18 protein-coding genes and 1 pseudogene are annotated in these 18,425 nt (G+C 65.7%); 8 read left to right on the top strand and 11 right to left on the bottom strand.

All coding sequences use genetic code 11. The features are described 5' to 3' along the window. Positions 1 to 55 precede the first annotated feature (55 nt). Together C725_RS03595 and C725_RS03590 are read right to left on the bottom strand one after the other, a co-directional pair. Positions 56 to 979: an XdhC family protein gene (locus C725_RS03595; RefSeq protein ID WP_008600216.1), complete on the bottom strand. Its 924-nt coding sequence runs from the start codon at positions 977 to 979 to the stop codon at positions 56 to 58. Between the two features lie 18 nt (positions 980 to 997). Next, complete coding sequence (locus tag C725_RS03590) at positions 998 to 1,747, bottom strand: SRPBCC family protein (RefSeq protein ID WP_008600215.1); 750 nt, start codon at positions 1,745 to 1,747, stop codon at positions 998 to 1,000. Positions 1,748 to 1,861: 114 nt separating this feature from the next. On the opposite strand from C725_RS03590, the gene C725_RS03585 reads away from it, so the two are divergent. From C725_RS03585 to C725_RS03565, 5 genes are all read left to right on the top strand, one after another. Continuing rightward, complete coding sequence (locus tag C725_RS03585) at positions 1,862 to 2,476, top strand: cold-shock protein (protein ID WP_008600214.1); 615 nt, start codon at positions 1,862 to 1,864, stop codon at positions 2,474 to 2,476. 2 nt (positions 2,477 to 2,478) lie between these two features. Further along, the gene (locus C725_RS03580) at positions 2,479 to 2,979 is read left to right on the top strand and encodes a DUF192 domain-containing protein (protein ID WP_008600213.1); all 501 of its coding nucleotides are present in this window, start codon (positions 2,479 to 2,481) and stop codon (positions 2,977 to 2,979) included. Positions 2,980 to 3,096: 117 nt separating this feature from the next. Continuing rightward, positions 3,097 to 3,498, top strand: coding sequence for an NADH:ubiquinone oxidoreductase subunit NDUFA12 (locus C725_RS03575; protein ID WP_008600212.1), 402 nt, complete (start codon positions 3,097 to 3,099; stop codon positions 3,496 to 3,498). 5 nt (positions 3,499 to 3,503) lie between these two features. Then, the gene (gene mlaD, locus C725_RS03570) at positions 3,504 to 4,103 is read left to right on the top strand and encodes an outer membrane lipid asymmetry maintenance protein MlaD (RefSeq protein ID WP_078056142.1); all 600 of its coding nucleotides are present in this window, start codon (positions 3,504 to 3,506) and stop codon (positions 4,101 to 4,103) included. Positions 4,104 to 4,108: 5 nt separating this feature from the next. Then, entirely contained in the window at positions 4,109 to 4,561 is a 453-nt protein-coding gene (locus tag C725_RS03565; RefSeq protein ID WP_051051207.1) for a DUF2155 domain-containing protein, read from the top strand. Here the strand turns inward: C725_RS03565 and aat are convergent. Then, positions 4,489 to 5,142: a leucyl/phenylalanyl-tRNA--protein transferase gene (gene aat, locus C725_RS03560; protein WP_008600210.1), complete on the bottom strand. Its 654-nt coding sequence runs from the start codon at positions 5,140 to 5,142 to the stop codon at positions 4,489 to 4,491. The two genes, C725_RS03565 and aat, sit on opposite strands and share 73 nt — an antisense overlap. Continuing rightward, positions 5,139 to 5,876, bottom strand: a complete 738-nt coding sequence (locus tag C725_RS03555; protein ID WP_008600209.1) for a class I SAM-dependent methyltransferase — start codon at positions 5,874 to 5,876, stop codon at positions 5,139 to 5,141. The genes aat and C725_RS03555 overlap by 4 nt, the downstream gene beginning before the upstream one ends. Positions 5,877 to 5,979: 103 nt before the next feature. On the opposite strand from C725_RS03555, the gene C725_RS15195 reads away from it, so the two are divergent. Continuing rightward, positions 5,980 to 6,366 (top strand): DUF6314 family protein, encoded by a 387-nt coding sequence (locus tag C725_RS15195; protein WP_051051206.1) that lies wholly within the window; start codon positions 5,980 to 5,982, stop codon positions 6,364 to 6,366. A 180-nt stretch (positions 6,367 to 6,546) separates the two neighbouring features. Here the strand turns inward: C725_RS15195 and C725_RS03545 are convergent, their stop codons facing one another. The 3 genes from C725_RS03545 to plsY form a co-directional block, all read right to left on the bottom strand. Continuing rightward, positions 6,547 to 7,413 (bottom strand): bestrophin family protein, encoded by an 867-nt coding sequence (locus C725_RS03545; protein WP_008600207.1) that lies wholly within the window; start codon positions 7,411 to 7,413, stop codon positions 6,547 to 6,549. Positions 7,414 to 7,496: 83 nt separating this feature from the next. Continuing rightward, positions 7,497 to 8,597, bottom strand: a complete 1,101-nt coding sequence (dprA, locus tag C725_RS03540; protein ID WP_008600205.1) for a DNA-processing protein DprA — start codon at positions 8,595 to 8,597, stop codon at positions 7,497 to 7,499. Further along, positions 8,590 to 9,315, bottom strand: a complete 726-nt coding sequence (gene plsY, locus C725_RS03535) for a glycerol-3-phosphate 1-O-acyltransferase PlsY (RefSeq protein ID WP_008600204.1) — start codon at positions 9,313 to 9,315, stop codon at positions 8,590 to 8,592. Before plsY ends, dprA begins: the two co-directional genes overlap by 8 nt. Before the next feature lie 143 nt (positions 9,316 to 9,458). On the opposite strand from plsY, the gene topA reads away from it, so the two are divergent. Then, the gene (gene topA / locus C725_RS03530) at positions 9,459 to 12,098 is read left to right on the top strand and encodes a type I DNA topoisomerase (RefSeq protein ID WP_008600201.1); all 2,640 of its coding nucleotides are present in this window, start codon (positions 9,459 to 9,461) and stop codon (positions 12,096 to 12,098) included. Between the two features lie 52 nt (positions 12,099 to 12,150). On the opposite strand, the gene C725_RS03525 is transcribed toward topA, so the two are convergent. The 4 genes and pseudogenes from C725_RS03525 to C725_RS16925 all read right to left on the bottom strand — a co-directional run. Further along, complete coding sequence (locus C725_RS03525; RefSeq protein ID WP_008600200.1) at positions 12,151 to 12,939, bottom strand: polyphosphate kinase 2 family protein; 789 nt, start codon at positions 12,937 to 12,939, stop codon at positions 12,151 to 12,153. 44 nt (positions 12,940 to 12,983) lie between these two features. Then, positions 12,984 to 13,298 (bottom strand): DMT family transporter, encoded by a 315-nt coding sequence (locus tag C725_RS03520; RefSeq protein ID WP_008600199.1) that lies wholly within the window; start codon positions 13,296 to 13,298, stop codon positions 12,984 to 12,986. A gap of 134 nt (positions 13,299 to 13,432) precedes the next feature. After that, the gene (locus tag C725_RS03515; protein ID WP_008600198.1) at positions 13,433 to 14,059 is read right to left on the bottom strand and encodes a trimeric intracellular cation channel family protein; all 627 of its coding nucleotides are present in this window, start codon (positions 14,057 to 14,059) and stop codon (positions 13,433 to 13,435) included. A 549-nt stretch (positions 14,060 to 14,608) separates the two neighbouring features. Then, positions 14,609 to 15,949, bottom strand: a pseudogene (locus C725_RS16925) (DEAD/DEAH box helicase); the annotation flags it as partial. Positions 15,950 to 16,255: 306 nt separating this feature from the next. Here C725_RS16925 and rnr point away from each other — a divergent pair. Further along, positions 16,256 to 18,424: a ribonuclease R gene (gene rnr, locus C725_RS03505; protein ID WP_008600196.1), complete on the top strand. Its 2,169-nt coding sequence runs from the start codon at positions 16,256 to 16,258 to the stop codon at positions 18,422 to 18,424. The last annotated feature ends 1 nt before the right edge of the window (position 18,425 follow it).

Genomic DNA, 18,425 nt, shown 5'->3' with positions numbered 1-18,425 from the left:
TGCGCAAGGATGGCCCCTTCGCAGGCCTCAAGGGGCAGGCGACCGAATTCGATGGTCAGCGCCCCCGCCAGGCGGCGATCATCTGCGCGGCGACGGACAAGGCAATTTCCGGCGGGTTCGCCGCTCCGATGGGCAGCCCCGCCGGGCCGTGGATGCGTGCCAGTTGGGTCTCTTCGAAACCAGCTTCAGCAAGCCGTTCGAGCCGTGCGGCATGAGTGCGGCGCGATCCCAAAGCGGCGATGTAGAAGGCGTCGGAGCGCAGCGCCGCGATCAGCGCCGGATCGTCCAGCTTCGGATCGTGCGTCAGGACGGCGACGGCACTGGCGGGACCGGGCTTCCAGTCGGCGAACGCCTCGTCCGGCCAGCGTCCATCGACGGCAAAGCCCGCGAAACGCTCCGCGCTGGCGAAGCTGCCGCGCGGATCGACGATCTTCACCGCAAAGCCCAGCATCCGCGCCATGGGCGCCAAGGCCTGGCTGATGTGGACGGCGCCCGTCAGCAACAGTTCGAGCGGCGGCGAGTAGAGCCGTTTCAGCCGCGCGTCGCCGCTGTCTCGGTCATGGGTGACGCCGCTTGCGTCCGTGAACAGCGTGAGTTCGCGTCCCCTTTGCTGGGTATCGAGAACGCGCCGTGCAAGATCCGGGGCGAACCCGCCGGGCGCCAGGGGTTGCAGCAGGACCTCGATCTCCCCTCCGCAGGCCAGCCCCACTTCCCATGCGGCGGCATCGGCAACGCCGTAGTGCAGCCATTTGGGCGCCGCGCCAGCGATGACCTCGGCGGCCTCGGTAATAACATCCCCCTCGACGCAGCCGCCGCTCACGGAGCCCTCGAAAAGGCCATCCTCTCTCACGATCAAGTGCGCACCCTGCCGGCGGGGCGCCGATCCCCACGTCTTCGCAACCGTGGCGATGGCCACGCGAGCGCCTTCGCGGTTCCAGCGCAGCGCCGTTTCGAAAAGCCGTTTGTCGTCCGCGCTCATGCGCAGCCTATCCTCCGGTCAAACGAGCTGTGCGATGATGATGGCGGCAACGAAGGCCACGACGATCAGCCCCCATCCAACCGGTCCCAGGCCGGACGTCTTCGAACGGAACGGTTCATGCTCGTCGACAGCGCCGATCGTCGGCTCGTGCGCCGCCTGCGCTGCGCCGGGCGTGGGCGTAGCGGCTGGTCCTGACGGCCCGGTCGCTTGAACCACCTCCGGCCGAGCAGACGTCTGCGCCGGCGCGGACTCGACCGGACGTGCCGCTTCCGCAGCCATGGGAACGGCGCCGGTGCTGCTGCCGGCGCCGTTCTCTACGATGGTCTTGAAATTCTGGAAGAAGCGTTCTGCGTAACCCTTGGCCGCGCCCTCCACCAGCCGCGCGCCGAGCTGTGCCAGCTTGCCGCCCACCTGCGAATCGGCCGCATAGGAGAGTCTGGTCGGTCCGCCGGGTTCCGTCTCCTCCAGTTCCACGGCGGCCGAGCCCTTGGCGAAGCCAGCAACGCCGCCCTTGCCCTCGCCGCGAATGACATAGCGTTGGGGCGGGTCCGCCTCCGTGATCGCAACCTGACCGGTGAACCGGGCACGCACCGGGCCGACCTTCGCGTTCATGGCGCCCTCGAAACGGGCGGCCTCTCCCTCGTCCTCCGGCACGCGCTTCAGGGTTTCGACGCCGTCGATCGCTCGTGCGAGCACATCGGGATCCATCAGCGCGGCCCAGACGTCGGCGCGCGCGGCCTCTATGATCGTTTCACCGGAAAGTTTCATTACGGGTCCTATCTGGCGTCGGCTGCGAAATTCGGTAAGATTTCAAGAGAACGGGCCGTTATGCTATGCGCGGTAACCACGGCCCGTATAAGAGGGGTGTCAGGGGGACGCAGTTTGAACGATTCGAACGGCTTTTCAAGCGACGACTCGTCCGCGCCCGGTGCCGTCACGGCCGGGGAGCGGGAAGTCGGCGTGCGCATGACCGGCCGCATGAAATGGTTCGACGGTGTTCGCGGTTACGGTTTCATGGTCCCCGACGTCGATGACGGGGACGTCCTCATCCACTTCTCCGTCTTGAAACCGCATGGTCGCCGCGCTCTTCCTGAGGGGGCTACCGTGTCCTGCGAAGTGGTTGAACGTCCGCGGGGCCGGCAGGCTGTGGAGGTCTTCGACATCGACCTTGACACGGCGACCGGACCCGATCCCGACGCTCCGCGGCAGCGCCGGCGCCTGGCGCTGGAAGATGCAGGCGCGCCCGAACCTTGCGAAGTGAAATGGTTCAACCGGCTGAAGGGCTATGGTTTTCTGACGCGCGGGCAGGACAGCGCGGATATCTTCCTGCACATGGAGACGGTGCGCCGGGCGGGCCTGAACGAGCTTGAACCGGGGCAGGCGCTGCTGGCCCGGATCGCCGACGGAGAGCGCGGTCCGCTTGCGGTGGAAATCAGCACGCCTGTCGAGGCCGGCGGTGGAACGCCGCTTCGCGTGGTCGGAGGAATGGATTCCTGATAATGATGACGATGTTTCGCCAGGCGCATCTGCCCCTGTTCTTGGCCGCGCTTGCAGCCCTGTCCGCCTGCACGCCAATGTCCGACACGTCGGAGGTGGCGGAGAAGACCGCGGAGGCGGGGCTGGTTCCACTGGCGATCGTTTCGGACAGCGGACGGCACGAATATCGCGTCGAGGTGGCGCGCACGCCGCAGGAGCAGGCACAGGGGCTGATGTACCGGCAGACCATGGCGCAGGACCGCGGGATGATCTTCCCGTTTTCGCCGCCCCGTCAGGCCTCCTTCTGGATGCAGAATACCTATTTGCCGCTCGACATGATCTTCCTGACGCAGGACGGGCGGATCGAAAGCATCGCGGCCGACACCGTGCCGATGTCCACCCAGCCTTATCGTTCGCAGGGGCCGGTTGCCGCCGTGCTGGAGCTGAATGCCGGAGAAGCCGCGCGGATCGGTGCGGCGCCAGGGGACAAGGTCATCTACGACCTCGATGCGAACGGCGGTTGAGGCCGGCGGGAACTCTCGCCAATGACGAAGCGCTCTTGCCATGCCCGCCGCGGACGCCTTTAAGGCGCCCCAATTCGGTTCTACACCCAAACTAACCCGTTTTTCGAAAGGTGGCCTATGGGCCTTCTGAAATCGATCTTCACCTGGTGGGACGGTCCCACGATCGGCACGCGTCTCTGGTCCAGCCGGAACGGCGAGGAAGTCGGCCGCGATGCGCAGGGCAATGTCTACTACCGCAAGGAAGCGGGTCGCCAGCGAGAGCGGCGCTGGGTCATCTACAACGGCGACAACGAGGCGAGCCGCGTGCCGCCGCGCTGGCACGGCTGGCTGCATTTCACGCATGACCACGTGCCGCAGGGCGAGGAGGATCTGGCGAAGCCCTGGATTCGCGAACATCGCGCGAATTTGACCGGCTCCGACCAGGCCTATCTGCGCCCCGGCGCGCTGCCGACCGGCAAGTCCCGTCCCAAAACTCTAGGCGATTACGAATCCTGGTCCCCCGAGGAGGATCCTGCGTGAACCAGATGTTCCGGCAGAACCTGGTCGAGGCGGTCATCGGCTTTGTGGTGCTGGTGGTCGCGGTCGTCGCCGTGCTGTTCTTTTATCAGCGGACGAGCGCATCCGATCTTGGCGAACATTACACGGTGTCCGCTCTGTTTCAGAATGCTGCCGGCGTGAATGTCGGCACCGATGTGCGGGTTTCGGGTGTGACGGTCGGCTCGGTCGTCAGCCACTCGCTGGAGGACGAGTTTCCATTCCGCGCGAAGCTGGGTCTTGCGATCAGCGAACGCTACAAGCTGCCGCTCGACAGCAGCGCCTCGATCACGTCGGAGGGTATTCTCGGCGGCACCTATATCGCCCTCAGCCCCGGTGGCGCTCCGGAAACGCTGCGCGATGGCGACCAGATCATGGACACGCAGGGGTCCGTGGACCTGATGTCGATGGTCGGCCAGTATATCAACAATACCGGCGGTGAGGGTGGCGGCGATTCGTCCGGCGGCGACGGCATGGAAGGCGGTATGGGCGGCGGCATGGGCAGCGGGGGTCTCGAAGAGGATCCGGCCGGGTTCGGAACGCTTGACGAACAGGCGGATGAACTCGGTATGTCGGACGAGGCGCGCTGAGGAGCATGCCCGCGGTCCTTCGTCTCGCCGTTTGCCTTGCCGTTCTGGCGGCCGGCGAACTGCCTGCGGCCGCGCAGCAACAGGCGGAGGAGGCGCAGCCCGAGCCGACGCCGATGGCCGAGCGCGTGGCCGTTGTCGCCGTTCTGGACAAGGTCAGCCAGAAGACCGCCGAATATGAAGTCCGGCCCGGAGACCGTATCCAGTTCCGCGCGCTCAGCATCCGCATGCAGGCCTGCGAAACGACGCCCCCTTGGGAACCGCGACCGCTGACCGGCGCGTTTCTACAGATCGATGCGAAGAGCAATGGGCAGGATCAGCCGCGCCGAATCTTCTCGGGTTGGCTGTTCAAGGAAAGCCCATCACTGAACAGTTTCGACAATCCGGCCTATGACGTTTGGGTTAAAAGCTGCACGATGTCCTTTCCGGAGACGGGCCCGGATACCGTTTCGGTCAACTGATTGAAATCGGCATCGATGTTCAGTGCGGCATCCAGCAGCGTTCGGTAGCGCGCTTTCGAAACGTCCACCGCACCCAGCGAGGCGAGGTGATCGGTCAGGAATTGGGTGTCGAGAAGGGTGAACTGACCGACGCGCAGCCGCGCCACCAGATGGGCAAACGCCGCCTTTGACGCGTCCGTCCGGCGCGTGAACATGCTTTCGCCGAAGAATGCCCCGGCAAGCCGTACGCCATAGAGGCCGCCCACAAGTTCGTTATTCGCCCAGCATTCGACGGAGTGCGCAAGGCCGCGTTCGTGCAGCTTGCTGTAGCCCGTGCGGATCTGTCCGTTGATCCACGTTCCGTCGCGGTCGGCGCAGGCGCTGACGACGGTGTCGAAAGCCGTGTCGACACGGTGCTCGAATCGCTCCTGCTTCAACGTCTTGGCAAGGCTGCGGGACAGGTGAAAATGATCGAGCGGCAGCACGCCGCGCCGGCGCGGTTCTACCCAGAATACATCCTCGGCATCCGCATCGTCCGCCATGGGGAAGACGCCGGCGGCATAGGCGCGGATCAGGAGATCGGGATCGAGCGGCGCGCTCATCGGGCAGTCACGACCAATCGGTATCCGGCATCGAAAACCTCTTCCTTCAGCAAATGGCCGTAGCGCCGTGTCCATACGCCGCTTTTCAGATCGTCCTCCAGCCTCCACATGGCCGCGTCCACGTTTGGCAAGGCCCAGAAGGACGAACTGCCGGCGCGCCTGGCCGGATCCAGATAGGCGGAGGGCCGCCGCCAGAAGGCGTAAAGGAAACCGTCCGTGCAATCATCCGGTATCGGCACGGGCAGGATATCGACCTTCCCCAGATACTCTCCATAAAACGACATCGCCGGCAGCTGCGCCGCGTCGAGTGCGATCAGGCCGGGCAGATAGTCCGTCAGCCATGTGCCGCGACTTGCCGGGTCGAAGGTCAGAAGCACGATACGGCCGCGCGTCACGCGCCGCATGTCTTGCAGGCCCCTGACCGGGTCGGTCCAATGATGGATCGTCAGCAGTGCCATTGCGGCATCGAATCGCCGGTCGGCAAAGGGTAGCGCCTCTGCCCGCCCCTGCACGGCGAGCGCGGACCCTCGGCTGCGTCTCTGGCGGATCATCGTGATCGAGGGTTCGACCGCGACTGTACGGCGGTCTTCCGGCTCGTAGGCGCCCGTTCCCGCCCCGACATTCAGGACGATGTCCGCATTCCCAAGCGCGCGCTCGACCGCTGCCGCGATACGCGGGTCAGGGCGGCGAGTCGCTGCATAATCGCCGCCGATACGGTCGTATGTCGCATCCATCGAGCGACCATCTCATAAAACCCGGCCGGCCGCCATTCGGTGGGGCTTTGCACTATGCCGCGCCGTCCCTTGCATCGCAGCTTGCGTCCGGCGACAACGCGGCGTGATTTCCTTCTTGGGTCTTTGGCATCTCCGGCGCCGCGTTTTTGACCGGCTTACGGGGGATGAGACGGTGTTCGACGGAACGGCGGAGGTGACGCGCACCGCGTTCGAGGAGCGGTGTACGGTCTACCATTCGCATGGCACCTTCGATGCGAACCGAACCTATATATTGCATCCCGCAGGCGGCGGCGTTCAGGTCCGCTTTCCCGACGACCGCGCATTTGTCGGTATAGACGAGCGGGCGCGTCAGCATGTCCGCCACCTTTGCGGCAACGACCTTTATCGTGGACGGTTTCTGTTCGGCGACGGCGAATGGCGGGAAGCCTGGACGGTCCGTGGGCCGCGAAAGGACTATATCAGTTTGACCCGCTACCGCCGTGCTGGATGACGCCCCCCGCCGGTGGGGTTGCTAATAAAGAACGTGGTCCTTCGGCGCTATTGGACCGGGCAGGGAGCGCTCGTCCAGCATGTCGCGCAGGTCGATCTCGATCGTGCGGCACAGCGCCGTCATCGATACGTCGTGCGGCCGCCCCTCGAATGGATCCTCCGAGCTGTTGCCGACGGTCTCCTAGGTCAGGAAGATCCACGACGTCAGTACGGCCAGGGGGATTTTCGCATATTGTATCCAGGGGCTGAGCTCGGACGCCGCGCCGGTGGCGATTTCCCGCTCGAACACGTCGACAAAACCAAGCGGCAGAAGCAGGCAGAACAGGACCGTGAACATGTGCGAGAAGAAGGCGAACTGGCGCGGGAAGGGCGTGTTCTTGATGCGCTCGCACATGCCCTGCAGATCATATGCCTTCTCCAGCGTTTCCATCATCATGAGTTGGTCGAATCCGTCGATTGCGCCCGCCCGCCGCAGATCGGCGAGGTCCTGCGCCTGACGCTTGACGAGATGCGTGGCGATATTCTTGCGCCCGCGTAGCGCCTCTCGCTCCTCGTCGGACACGAACGGGGCGATCGTGCCAAGGACGCTCTCGCCTGGATCGTGTTTCGCGACCAGACGCTCCACGAGAATATTCTCGCGCACCGCAAAGGCGTTGGGCTGGCGAAGCTGGATCCGCAGCGCGTTGATCCACGCGAGGTGCCGGTGCACCAGGGTCCGCTGCACGTCCGGCACGTTGATGTCATTGCCTGCCGGCGCCTTGACCAGGCTGATGCTCTGCGCCGCCCAGACGCGCGAATAGTTGACGATCTGCCCCCAGATCTTTCGGCCTTCCCAGAACCGGTCATACGCTTGGTTGTTCTTGAAGCCGATCAGAAAGGCGACCGCGATTCCCACCGCGCTGACCAGATCGAACGGAATGTCGATCCATTTCACGTCGAAGGCGAAGAACGCGATGAAGACGGCGCTGGTATAGGCTGTGGTCCATAGAATGGATGGCCAGGTGTAGCGCAGTACGAAGCCTGGCGTGAGGTTACGTTTGACGTACAAGGCGGGACCTTCTTCGGAAGGGAGGGGCGTTGGCGAATGCCGCAGCCGGGGTTGTCAGGTCACAGGCGCAGGTAGCGGCGATGCTATGCACCCGGGCCGCTGACACGCCCGCCCGCATGACGCTCGAGCCGGCCCGCGAGTTCCAGTTCCAGAAGAACCGCTGCTACGGTCGCGGCTGGCAGTCCGCTGAGGCGGACGAGTTCGTCCACGGGCACAGGCGTCATCGAAATCAAACTGCCAACCGCGCCGCGTTCCCTATCGTCAGGATCGCCCGTTGCAGGAGCGGTATAGTCACTGGCTGGCGCAGACATATGCAGCGGGGCGAGAAGCGGCGACAGTGTCTCCGCGACATCGTCCGCACTTTGCACCAGGGTCGCCCCCTCACGGATCAGGCTGTTGCATCCCCTTGCGCGCGGGTCGAGCGGGAATCCCGGCACGGCCATGACCTCGCGGCCCTGCTCGTTCGCCATGCGCGCGGTGATCAGGCTGCCCGAGCGCGGCGCCGCCTCCATCACCAGCGTGCCGAGCGACAAGCCGCTGATGATCCGGTTCCGGCGCGGGAAATGCGCCGCACGCGGCTCCATGCCGAGCGGCTGTTCCGCCAGCACCAGTCCGCGCGCGTAGAGGTCGTCGTGAAGGGCGCGGTTCTCGGGCGGCCATTGCACGTCGATCCCGCCTGCAATGACGCCGATCGTGCCCGTCTGCAGGGCGCTGAGATGGGCGGCCGCATCGATGCCCCTTGCCAGGCCAGACACCACGACGAACCCGGCATGTCCCAGAGAGGACGCTATTTCTCTGGTGAACCGAATCGCGGCCGCGCTGGAATTTCGCGCGCCGACGATGGCAACGGTGCGCCGCCGCGACAGGCTGAGGTCGCCGCGAAACGCCAGCGCCGGCGGTGCGCTTTCGATCTCCGCCAGCAGCGGCGGATAGTCGTCGTCGCCCAGAAAAACAAAATCCGCGCCGAGGTCCGCCGTCCGGTGCCACTCGTCCTCGATGGCGCTTCGCGGGGGCGGGGTCTTGGGCTGGCCACCGCCGCGCCGGGCCAGCATGGGCAGAGCCTCTATGGCCGCGCCGGCGCTGCCGAAGCGGGCGATCAATTGCCGGTAGGTGAAGGGTCCGACACGCGGCGTACGCGCCAGCTGGAGACGATCGAGCCGCTCTCGCGCCCCGCCCCTAGCCACGCAGGCGCGGTCCGCCGTAATCGCCGGCGCGTTCGGCAGGCCTCAGATCATCGCCGTCCGCTCCGGGCCGATCCCATTCATCCTCATCATCGTCACCGCTCCGATGTGCGGGCGAATCGGCGGGCTTGCGCCCGAGGCGCGATTCCTCGCCGCGCATCAGGCGGCCGATATTGTCCTCATGCTTGGCGATCACCATCGCGGCCATGCCGGCAAGCAGCAGCGCGGCGTCCCAGCGGCCCATTGCCAGGGGGACGAGCGGGGCAGCGATGCTGGCGGCCAGACCTGCGAGCGAGGAATAGCGGAACAGCGCGGCCGTCAGGAGCCAGACGACCGCGAAGGCGAGGCCGGCAAGGGGCTGCAGCGCCAGTGCGATGCCCAGATAGGTCGCGACGCCCTTGCCGCCGCGAAACATCAGGAAGATCGGAAAACAGTGCCCGACGAAGGCGCCGATGCCGCCCAGAATATCGCCGCCCATGGCGTAGCGTCCGCCCAGCCAGACGGCGAGTGCACCCTTGCCGGCATCGAGGATCAATGTCGCCGCGGCTGCGCCCTTGCCCCCGGCGCGAAGCACGTTGGTGGTGCCGATATTGCCAGAACCCACCTTTCGCACGTCGCCCTTTCCGACGAGGGCGGTGACGATCAGGCCGAACGGAATCGAGCCGAGGATATAGCCGGCGATCAGCCAGAACCACGGCAAGGAAAGAAAGTCGGTCCCCATGCGCCCGCTTCTACGGTCAGCGTGCGCGCCCTGCAATCGCGCGCTTCGCGCCGAGGATGCGCAAAGCTGCAAGGCGGCGCTGCCGAGGGCGTGGCCGGGCCGCGCCTCTTGCTACCGGCTTGCGGCACTCTATATCCCGCGGCTTGAGAAGGGAGCCGATCATCGCCAGCAATCTCGTCATCGTGGAGTCGCCCGCCAAGGCGAAAACGATCAACAAATATCTCGGCTCCGATTACGAGGTGCTGGCCTCCTATGGCCATGTACGCGACCTGCCGCCAAAGGACGGGTCGGTCGATCCCGATGCCGATTTCGCCATGAAGTGGCAGGTCCAGTCGGACCGCTCCAAGCAGCTGAAGGAGATCGCCGAGAAGGCGAAGAAGGCCGGCACACTCATCCTCGCCACCGACCCCGACCGGGAGGGGGAGGCGATTTCCTGGCACCTTTACGAGCATCTGAAATCGAAGAAGGCGCTGCCGGAGCGGGTGCAGCGCGTCACCTTCAACCAGATCACCAAGAACGCCGTTTCGGCGGCCATGGCGGCGCCGCGTGACCTCGACGGTCCGCTGGTGGAGGCATATCTGGCGCGCCGCGCGCTCGACTATCTGGTCGGCTTTACCCTGTCCCCCGTACTGTGGCGCAAGCTGCCGGGTGCCAAGTCCGCCGGCCGCGTGCAGTCCGTCGCGCTGCGCCTGATCACCGAGCGCGAGCGCGAGATCGAGGCCTTCCGGGCGCAGGAATACTGGACCGTGAAGGGCCAGTTCGAAACGGAGAAGGGGCAGGGTTTCGAAGCGCGCCTCGTCCGCTGGCAGGGCAAGCAGCTCGACAAGTTCACTCTGTCCAAGGCGGCGCTGGCGGCTGAGGCGAAGGCCGATGTCCTGGCCGGCGAATATCAGGTTGCCGCCGTCGAGACGAAACCCGTCACCCGCAACCCCTATCCGCCCTTCACCACCTCGACGCTGCAGCAGGAGGCAAGCCGCAAGCTCGGCATATCCGCCTCGGATACGATGCGGACCGCGCAGGCGCTCTACGAGGCGGGCTACATCACCTACATGCGTACCGACGGTGTGGAGATGGCGGGCGAGGCGATCGCCGAGGCGCGCGCCGTCATCAAGGATCGCTATTCCGAGCGGCACGTTCCGGCCAGCCCGCGCGTCTACAAGTCGAAGGCGAAGAATGCGCAGGAGGCGCACGAGGCTATCCGTCCCGTGAACCTCACAAAAGGGCCTGAGCAGGTCGCCAGCCTGCCGGACGCGCAGCGGCGCCTGTACGATCTCGTCTGGAAGCGTACGCTTGCCAGCCAGATGGCCAGCGCCAAGCTCGACCGTACGACGGTGCTGTTGCAGGACAAGCACGGCCGGGCGGAGCTGCGCGCATCGGGCCAGGTGACCGTCTTTCCCGGCTTTCTGGCGCTCTATCAGGAAACGCGCGACGATAGCGGCGAGGAGGACGAGGACGACCGTTCGCTGCCGAAGATCGACAAGGGGTCGTCCCCGGCGATCAAGGATGCCAGCGCCGACCAGCACTTCACGCAGCCGCCGCCCCGCTATTCGGAGGCGAGCCTCGTCAAGCAGCTCGAGGAACTCGGTATCGGCCGGCCGTCGACCTACGCCTCCATCCTGCAGGTTCTGAAGGACCGCGACTATGTCGTCCTGGAACAGAAGCGCTTCAAACCCGAGGAAAAGGGCCGGCTGCTGACGGCGTTTCTGGAGCGGTTCTTCGAGCGATACGTCGAATATGACTTCACCGCCGGGCTGGAGGGGCAGCTGGACGAGATTTCGGCTGGCGATGCCGAGTATAAGGCGGTGCTGCGCGCCTTCTGGCAGGACTTTTTTCCCAAGACGCAGGAGATCATGGAGCTGAAGCCGTCGGAGGTGACGGAGGCGCTCGATGAATTTCTGGAGCCGTTTCTGTTTCCGGAGAAGGAGGACGGCAGCGACCCGCGCGCCTGCCCGTCCTGCGAGAACGGGCGACTGGCGCTGCGCGGCGGCAAATTCGGGCCGTTCATCGCCTGCTCCAACTATCCCGACTGCAAATATACCCGGCCCTATGGCAAGGAAGGCGGGGAGGGCGACGAGGTTGCCGGCGAACTGCCGAAGACGCTCGGCGCGCATCCGGAGGACGGCGAACCCGTCTCGCTCCGCTCCGGCCGGTTCGGCCTGTTCGTCCAGCATGGCGAGGAGGACAAGAAGCCGCCGCGTGCGTCCATTCCCCGCGATATCGATGTCGCGGACGTGGACCTCGCCATGGCCGTCAAGCTGCTTTCGCTGCCCCGCATTATCGGTCAGCACCCGGAAACCGGCAAGGATATCGAGGCGTCGATCGGGCGCTACGGTCCCTATCTGCGGCACGACGGAAAATATGCGCGCCTGACCTCCACGGCAGAGGTGTTCGAAACCGGCATGAACGCCGCAGTCGTGAAGCTGGCGGAGGCCGCGGAAAAGGGCGGACGCAAGAAGGCGGAGCCGCTGAAGATCATGGGCGCGCATCCGGTATCGGGCGAAGAGATCCGCCTGATGGAGGGGCGCTACGGCCCCTACGTCACCGACGGGACGACCAATGCCAGCCTGAAGAAGGATATGGATCAGGACGCGCTGACGCTGGAGCAGGCGGCGACGTTGATCGACGAACGCGCCGCAAAGGCCCCGGCAAAGAAAAAGCGCAAGGCGCCGGCAAAGAAGAAGGCAGCCACCAAGAAGACGGCTGCCAAGAAAACCGTGGCCAAGGGAGCTGCCGCGAAAAAGACTGCTCCCAAGAAAAAGGCTGCGGCGAAGACAGCCGGCTGACGTCAAGCGGTTCGCGACCCGAATCGATCAACGTCAGAATGATCGTCGCTTCCTATCCCTCGTCCGAGGAATAGCCGAACGCCGTCTCTGCCAAGGCGGCGACGGACGGATCGAGAGGTGGCGGGCTCGCGGGGCAGTTCGCCTCCAGACGGTCGGCGATATAGGAGAGCGCCTCCAGCCGCGCGCTCCGTTTGTCGTTCGCATCGAGGATCTTCCACGGCGCGGTTGCCGTGTCCGTACGCTCGAGCATTTCCGATATCGCCTCTAGATAGGCCGGCCGCTGCGCGCGGTTGCGATAATCATCCGGACCCGTCTTCCAGCGCTTCCACGGATTGTCGAGGCGGCTGGCGAGACGGCGATCCTGCTCGTCCTGATCGATGTGCATGAACAGCTTTATGACCGGCGTGTTCGCCGCGATCTGTTCCGCCTCGAATGCGTTGATCTCGTCATAGGCGCGCGGCCACTCGGCCGGCGATGCATAGCCCTCCACACGCTCGACCAGCACCCGCCCGTACCAGCTACGGTCGAACACGGACAGGTTCCGCCAAGCGGGCAGGCGCTGCCAGAAGCGCCACAGGAAGTGCCGCGCCTTCTCGGCCTCCGTCGGCGCGGCGATGGGGTACACCTCGAAATAGCGCGGATCCCACTTGCGCGTCAGCCGGCGAATCGTTCCACCCTTGCCGCTGGCGTCCCACCCTTCGAACATGATGATGGCGCGTCGCCGGTGCACGATATGGGCGACCTGCAGATGGAAAAGGCGCTTTTGCAGCGCCTTCAGCCGTTTCTTGTGTCCCTTCGGCGGCGGGGCACCGGTTTCGTAGTCTTCCAGTCGAATCGTCATGGGCCGATGCTATCCGCAGGGGCTGTCGAACGGCAATGCGCCCGTCAGCCCGCGACCTTCATCAGGACGATGCCGCCGGCGATCAGGGCGGCAGCGGTCATCTTCAGTGCGCCTGCCGGCTCGCCAAGTATGATGATGCCCACCAGAAAACTGCCCACTGCGCCGATGCCGGTCCATACGGCATAGGCCGTACTAAGCGGCAAGGTGCGCATGGCCAGCGCAAGCAGCCAAAAGCTGGCGGCCATTGTCGCGGCCATCAGCAGCGTCGGCACGGGCCGCGAGAAGCCGTCAGAGGCCTTCATGGCAAGGGCCCAGCAGACCTCCAGCAGGCCAGCGAGACACAGATAAATCCAGGACATAAACCTTCCACCGCGCATCAAAGGGGTGCCGGGCCGTCCCGGTCTTGAAGGCCCGGCCGGCGGCCGGGTGCGGGAACGTGGTCGCCGCGTTCGACGCTATTTAGAGATGCACGCGCGGCGCGCAATGGCCGCCGCTATTCGTCGAGCGGCGCGCGGTAACGGGGGAAGGGCAGGCTCCATTGCAACCGGATGGCGAGAAGCCGCAAGAAGAGAGCGCAGAACAGACCGGTGATCGCACGAATATCGAAACCCAGCGCCTCCGGCAGAAGGATATAGACGGCGCCGCCGACAAGGGCCGGCGTGATGTAGAGTTCCTTTGCGAACAATATGGGCCGTTCGCCGCAGACGATATCGCGAATGATGCCGCCGAACGTCGCCGACATGGCGCCGAACAGAATTGCCGTCAAAGCGTGCGCGCCGTAACTTTCCGCCTTGGCGGCGCCCAGCACCGCGAAAAGCGCAAGGCCGGCGGCGTCGGCATAGAGAAGCCAGTCCATGCGCCGGCCGAGCAGCCTCTTGTTGAATGCGCTGACCAGAACCGCGCAGGCGATGCAGATGGCGATATCGGCGGGCCGCGTGACCCAGCGCACGGGCGTGTCGCCCAGCAGGATGTCGCGAACCGTGCCGCCGCCAACGCCGGTGACGGCGGCGATGAACGACACGCCGACGATATCCATGCCCTTTCGCAGCGCCAGCAAGGCGCCGGACACGGCAAAGACGGCCGTGCCGATGGCCGCATACCAGAAAAACAGTTCGTTCATTCGCCTAGCCCATAACGCACTCTGCCGGCGCCCGGAATATTCCCGGCACCGGCAGAGCGGTCACAAATCGGCATGACATGCGCGCCGCCACCTGGGCGGCGGCGCGTGCGCAGATCAGCGCGGGCCGCGATCACCGCCCGAACGCTGGCGGGCCGGCGTACCGCCGGGCTTGCCCCCGCGATGAGGACCGCCGGCATGCCGCTTGTTGCCGGAACCGCCAGGGCCGCCCTTGCCACCGCTGCGCTGCGGCCGGTCGCCGCGGGGGGCATCACGGCCGGGATCCCGGTGGCCATCGCGGCGGTTCTCGCGCGGTCCGCCGTCGCGGTGGCCGGCGTTGCGGTGGGCGCCATCGCGCGGACCACCGGCACGTTGCCCTTCACCGCGTGGCCCATCTCTGCGCTGTCCGTCTCTGCGCTGCCCGTCTCTGCGCTGCCCGTCTCTGCGCTGTCCGTCTCTGGGCTGAGCGTCTCTGGGCTGCCCGTCTCGACGCTGCCCGTCCCCGCGCGGACCACGGTCCGCCCGTGCGTCGCCTCGTGCGTCATCGCCGCGACCGCCATGTGCCGCGCGGCCCTGTCTGGCCGGATTGCCGCGCGGGCCGCGATCTTCCCGTTCGGCGGAGAAGCGCGGTTTGCGGCCGCGACCGCCGCCGCCATTGGCGCCGCCGCGGCTGCGACGATTGCCGCCATCGTTGCGGCGTTCCTCGCCGCTCGTGCCGCGCGGCGGCAGCTTGATCTGCCCGACACGCTCGACCTCGGCGCGGAAATTCTCCGGCAGGGGCGCGACCTCGATACGCTGGCGCGTGACCTTCTCGATGGCCTTCCAGTCGGATTTTTCGTCCGGCGCGACGAAGCTGATCGCCTCGCCGTCCGCGCCGGCGCGGGCGGTACGGCCGATCCGGTGCACATACTGCTCCGGCACTTCCGGAATTTCGAAGTTGATCACGTGGCTGACGCCGGAAATGTCGATCCCGCGCGCGGCGATATCGGTTGCGACCAGAACCCGGACCTTGCCCTCGCGAAACGCATCGAGCGCGCGTGTGCGCTGTGCCTGGCTCTTGTTGCCGTGGATCGCGGCGGAGCGGATGTCGGCACCCTCCAGATTGCGGACGACCCGGTCAGCGCCATGCTTGGTGCGCGTGAAGACAAGGACGCGGTCGAACTCCGTCCGCTCCAGCGTCAGGGTCAGAAGCGCCTGCTTTTCCTTCGCATTGACGAAGGTGCAACGCTGCTCGACGCGCTCGGCGGTCGTCGATTCCGGCTGCACCTCGACCTTGGCCGGGTTCGTCAGATACTTGCCGGCAAGTTCGCTGATCTGCTTCGGCATGGTGGCGGAAAAGAACAGCGTCTGGCGCGTCTTCGGCACCATGGGAACGATTTTCCGCAGCGCATGGATGAAGCCGAGGTCGAGCATCTGGTCCGCCTCGTCCAGCACCAGGACCTGCACCTCGTGCAGGCTGAGCGCGCGCTGGTCGATCAGGTCGAGCAGGCGGCCCGGCGTCGCGACGAGAATATCGACGCCCGCGGCAAGGCGGCGCTTCTGCGGCCCGTCCTTCACGCCGCCGAACACTGTCTCGATATTCAGGCGCAGCTTGCGGCCATAGGTGCGAAAGCTCTCCGCGATCTGCGTGGCGAGTTCGCGGGTGGGGGCCAGGACGAGGACGCGCGGCGCCTTCGGCGTCAGCTTGTAGGGTTCCTCGGCAAGCCGGTTGAGAATGGGCAGCGCAAATGCCGCCGTCTTGCCCGTGCCGGTCTGCGCGATGCCAAGAAGGTCGCGGCCGGACAGACCGATGGGGATCGCCTGCGCCTGAATCGGCGTCGGCGTCTCATATCCTTCGCTTGCGACCGCTTCGGCGATCTTCGGCGACAGGTTGAAGTCGTTAAATTTTGTCATTCTAATACTTTCGGGTCGGCGCCGCCCGGCTTTGATGGGCAGCGCGCGTGAACGCACGAAGCCGCACGGAATCATCCGCGCGTCCGTCTTGCGGGGACGGCCCGCGTGAATTGGGACGTTCTGGGAGGCTGCAACTCTAAAGGGGGGAGCCTATCCGGCATGGGCTGTCTCGCCCCCGGCGCTTCACGCCGCTCCGCCCATGCGCTGCGGTGCAGCACTGATGCGAGGCGGCATATGGCGCCGCCCGGTCATCCTGTCAATGGGAACGGACCTTGCGGCCGATATCAGCCGTTGTAGGCAACACTTATGAACCAGCTTCCATCACGCGCCGAGATTCTGGAATTCGTCAGGGAGAGCAGCGGGCCTGTCGGAAAGCGGGAGATCGCAAAGGCATTCGGTATACGCGGTGACCAGCGCCGCGAACTGCGCGAATTCCTGAACACCCTTGCTGAGGAAGGCGTGCTTGAGATCGGACGCGGCAAGAGCGTGCATGAGGGGGGCGGCCTGCCGAAGGTCACCGTCTTGCAGGTCACCCATGTCGACGATGGCCGCCCGTTCGCCGTTCCCGTTCAGTGGGATCATCCAGAGCCGCCCCCGCGCGTGCTGGTGCGAGAGAAAAAGGGCGGCCGTGCGCTGGGTGAGGGGGATCGCATCCTCGCCCGTATCGAGGATACGGGGCGGGGCTATCGCGGTCATCTGATGAAGCGGATCGGCCGCGCCTCAGAGGAGGTGCTGGGCATCCTGCGGGCCGACGAGCGCGGTCATTTCCTGCAGCCGGTCGACAAGCGCATGCGCAAGACCTTCGCTGTCGATGAAATCGGCGATGCGCGGCCCGGCGACCTCGTCCTGGCGCAGGCCGAGGGGCGGCGCGCGCGCGTGACGCAGCGGCTGGGCGATCCGTTCGAGCCGCGTTCAATTTCGCTGATCGCCATTCATGCCAAGGGACTGCCGCATATCTTTTCGGACGGCGTTCTGGCGGCAGCGGAGAAGGCGGCGGAACAGCCATTGGGCGAAAAGCGGGAGGATCTGCGTCATCTGCCGTTCGTCACCATCGATCCCGAAGATGCGCGCGATCATGACGATGCGCTTTGGGCCGAGGCGGACGGCAACGGTGGGTGGAACGCCGTTGTCGCGATCGCCGATGTCAGCTTCTATGTTCGCACCGGATCGCCCATCGACAAGGAAGCGCGGAAGCGCGGGAACAGCGCCTATTTCCCGGACCGCGTCGTTCCGATGCTGCCGGAGGTCCTGTCGGCCGGGGCCTGTTCGCTCGTCGAGCAGCAAGACCGCGCCGCGCTGGTCTGCCATCTCAACATCGCACAGGACGGCACCCTGTCGAACTGGCGCTTCGCCCGTGCGCTGATCCGCTGTAAGGCGAACATCGCCTATGAAGAGGCCGCGGATTATGAGGGGCTGGAACCCCTGTGGGAGGCATGGCGTGCGCTCTTTGCCGCGCGCCAGCGCCGAGAGCCGCTGGAACTCGACATCCCCGAACGCCGCGTCGAACTGGATGCCAGGGGGAAGGTGGTGTCGATCGGCATCCGCGAACGCCTCGACGCACACCGGCTGGTCGAGGATTACATGATCGCGGCCAATGTCGCGGCCGCGAAGGCGCTGGAGAAGAAGCGCTCGCCGGTCGTCTACCGGGCGCATGAGACGCCGGGGCGTGAGAAGATCGATTCGCTGCGCGACTATCTGAAAACGCTCGGCGTGCCCTTCGCCAAGGGACAGGTGATCCAGCCTTCGCTCTTCAACCGCATGTTGGACGCGCTGACCGATCCGATCCTGCGTGAGCAGGTCTCCACGGAGGTTCTGCGGACGCAGACGCAGGCCTATTATACGCCGGACAATATGGGGCATTTTGGCCTGTCCCTGGCCAGCTATGCGCATTTTACCTCGCCCATCCGTCGTTATTCCGATCTCTTGGTGCACCGGGCGCTGGTGCGGGCTTATGATCTCGGTCCGGGCGGCCTGACGGATGCGGAGGAGGCCGAGCTGCCGCAGATCACCGAACATATTTCGCAGACGGAGCGGCGCGCGATGGAGGCGGAGCGCGACACGACGGATCGCTATGTCGCTGCCTATCTCTCGGAGCGGGCGGGCGAGACGGTAACCGCCCGCATCACCGGCGTCACGAAGCACGGGATCTTCGCGACGGTCGACGGGGTTGGCGGCGACGGGCTGCTACCGATGCGGGCGCTGGGGCAGGACTATTTCCGGTTCGACGAGGTCTCGCGAACGATCGAGGGTGAACGCTCGGGAACGGTCTACAGCATCGGCCAGCGTCTCGATCTTCGGATTGCAGAGGCGAACCCGATCACCGGCGGCCTTGTCTTCGAACTGCCGGACGGCGCCAGCGCCTCGTCGCTGCCGACGCGCGGAAAACCGTCGGGGAAACGGGTCGGGAAGGGGCGCAAGACGCCCGGCACGCGTCCCCCGAAGCCGATCAGGAAACGCGGCCGCAGGAAGTCCTGAC

It is taken from the genome of Pacificimonas flava, from assembly GCF_000342165.1.
GTDB classification, from domain to species: domain Bacteria; phylum Pseudomonadota; class Alphaproteobacteria; order Sphingomonadales; family Sphingomonadaceae; genus Pacificimonas; species Pacificimonas flava.
Note: the sequence above shows the minus strand (reverse complement) of the source record. Positions and strands in the feature narration are given on the sequence as shown.

Excerpts from the sequence above, each read along its gene's own strand:
- C725_RS03595 (WP_008600216.1), bottom strand. The coding sequence starts at position 979 with ATGAGCGCGGACGACAAACGGCTTTTCGAAACGGCGCTGCGCTGGAAC.
- C725_RS03590 (WP_008600215.1), bottom strand. The coding sequence starts at position 1,747 with ATGAAACTTTCCGGTGAAACGATCATAGAGGCCGCGCGCGCCGACGTC.
- C725_RS03580 (WP_008600213.1), top strand. The coding sequence starts at position 2,479 with ATGATGACGATGTTTCGCCAGGCGCATCTGCCCCTGTTCTTGGCCGCG.
- C725_RS03575 (WP_008600212.1), top strand. The coding sequence starts at position 3,097 with ATGGGCCTTCTGAAATCGATCTTCACCTGGTGGGACGGTCCCACGATC.
- mlaD (WP_078056142.1), top strand. The coding sequence starts at position 3,504 with ATGTTCCGGCAGAACCTGGTCGAGGCGGTCATCGGCTTTGTGGTGCTG.
- C725_RS03565 (WP_051051207.1), top strand. The coding sequence starts at position 4,109 with ATGCCCGCGGTCCTTCGTCTCGCCGTTTGCCTTGCCGTTCTGGCGGCC.
- aat (WP_008600210.1), bottom strand. The coding sequence starts at position 5,142 with ATGAGCGCGCCGCTCGATCCCGATCTCCTGATCCGCGCCTATGCCGCC.
- C725_RS03555 (WP_008600209.1), bottom strand. The coding sequence starts at position 5,876 with ATGGATGCGACATACGACCGTATCGGCGGCGATTATGCAGCGACTCGC.
- plsY (WP_008600204.1), bottom strand. The coding sequence starts at position 9,315 with ATGGGGACCGACTTTCTTTCCTTGCCGTGGTTCTGGCTGATCGCCGGC.
- C725_RS03525 (WP_008600200.1), bottom strand. The coding sequence starts at position 12,939 with ATGACGATTCGACTGGAAGACTACGAAACCGGTGCCCCGCCGCCGAAG.
- C725_RS03520 (WP_008600199.1), bottom strand. The coding sequence starts at position 13,298 with ATGTCCTGGATTTATCTGTGTCTCGCTGGCCTGCTGGAGGTCTGCTGG.
- C725_RS03515 (WP_008600198.1), bottom strand. The coding sequence starts at position 14,059 with ATGAACGAACTGTTTTTCTGGTATGCGGCCATCGGCACGGCCGTCTTT.
- rnr (WP_008600196.1), top strand. The coding sequence starts at position 16,256 with ATGAACCAGCTTCCATCACGCGCCGAGATTCTGGAATTCGTCAGGGAG.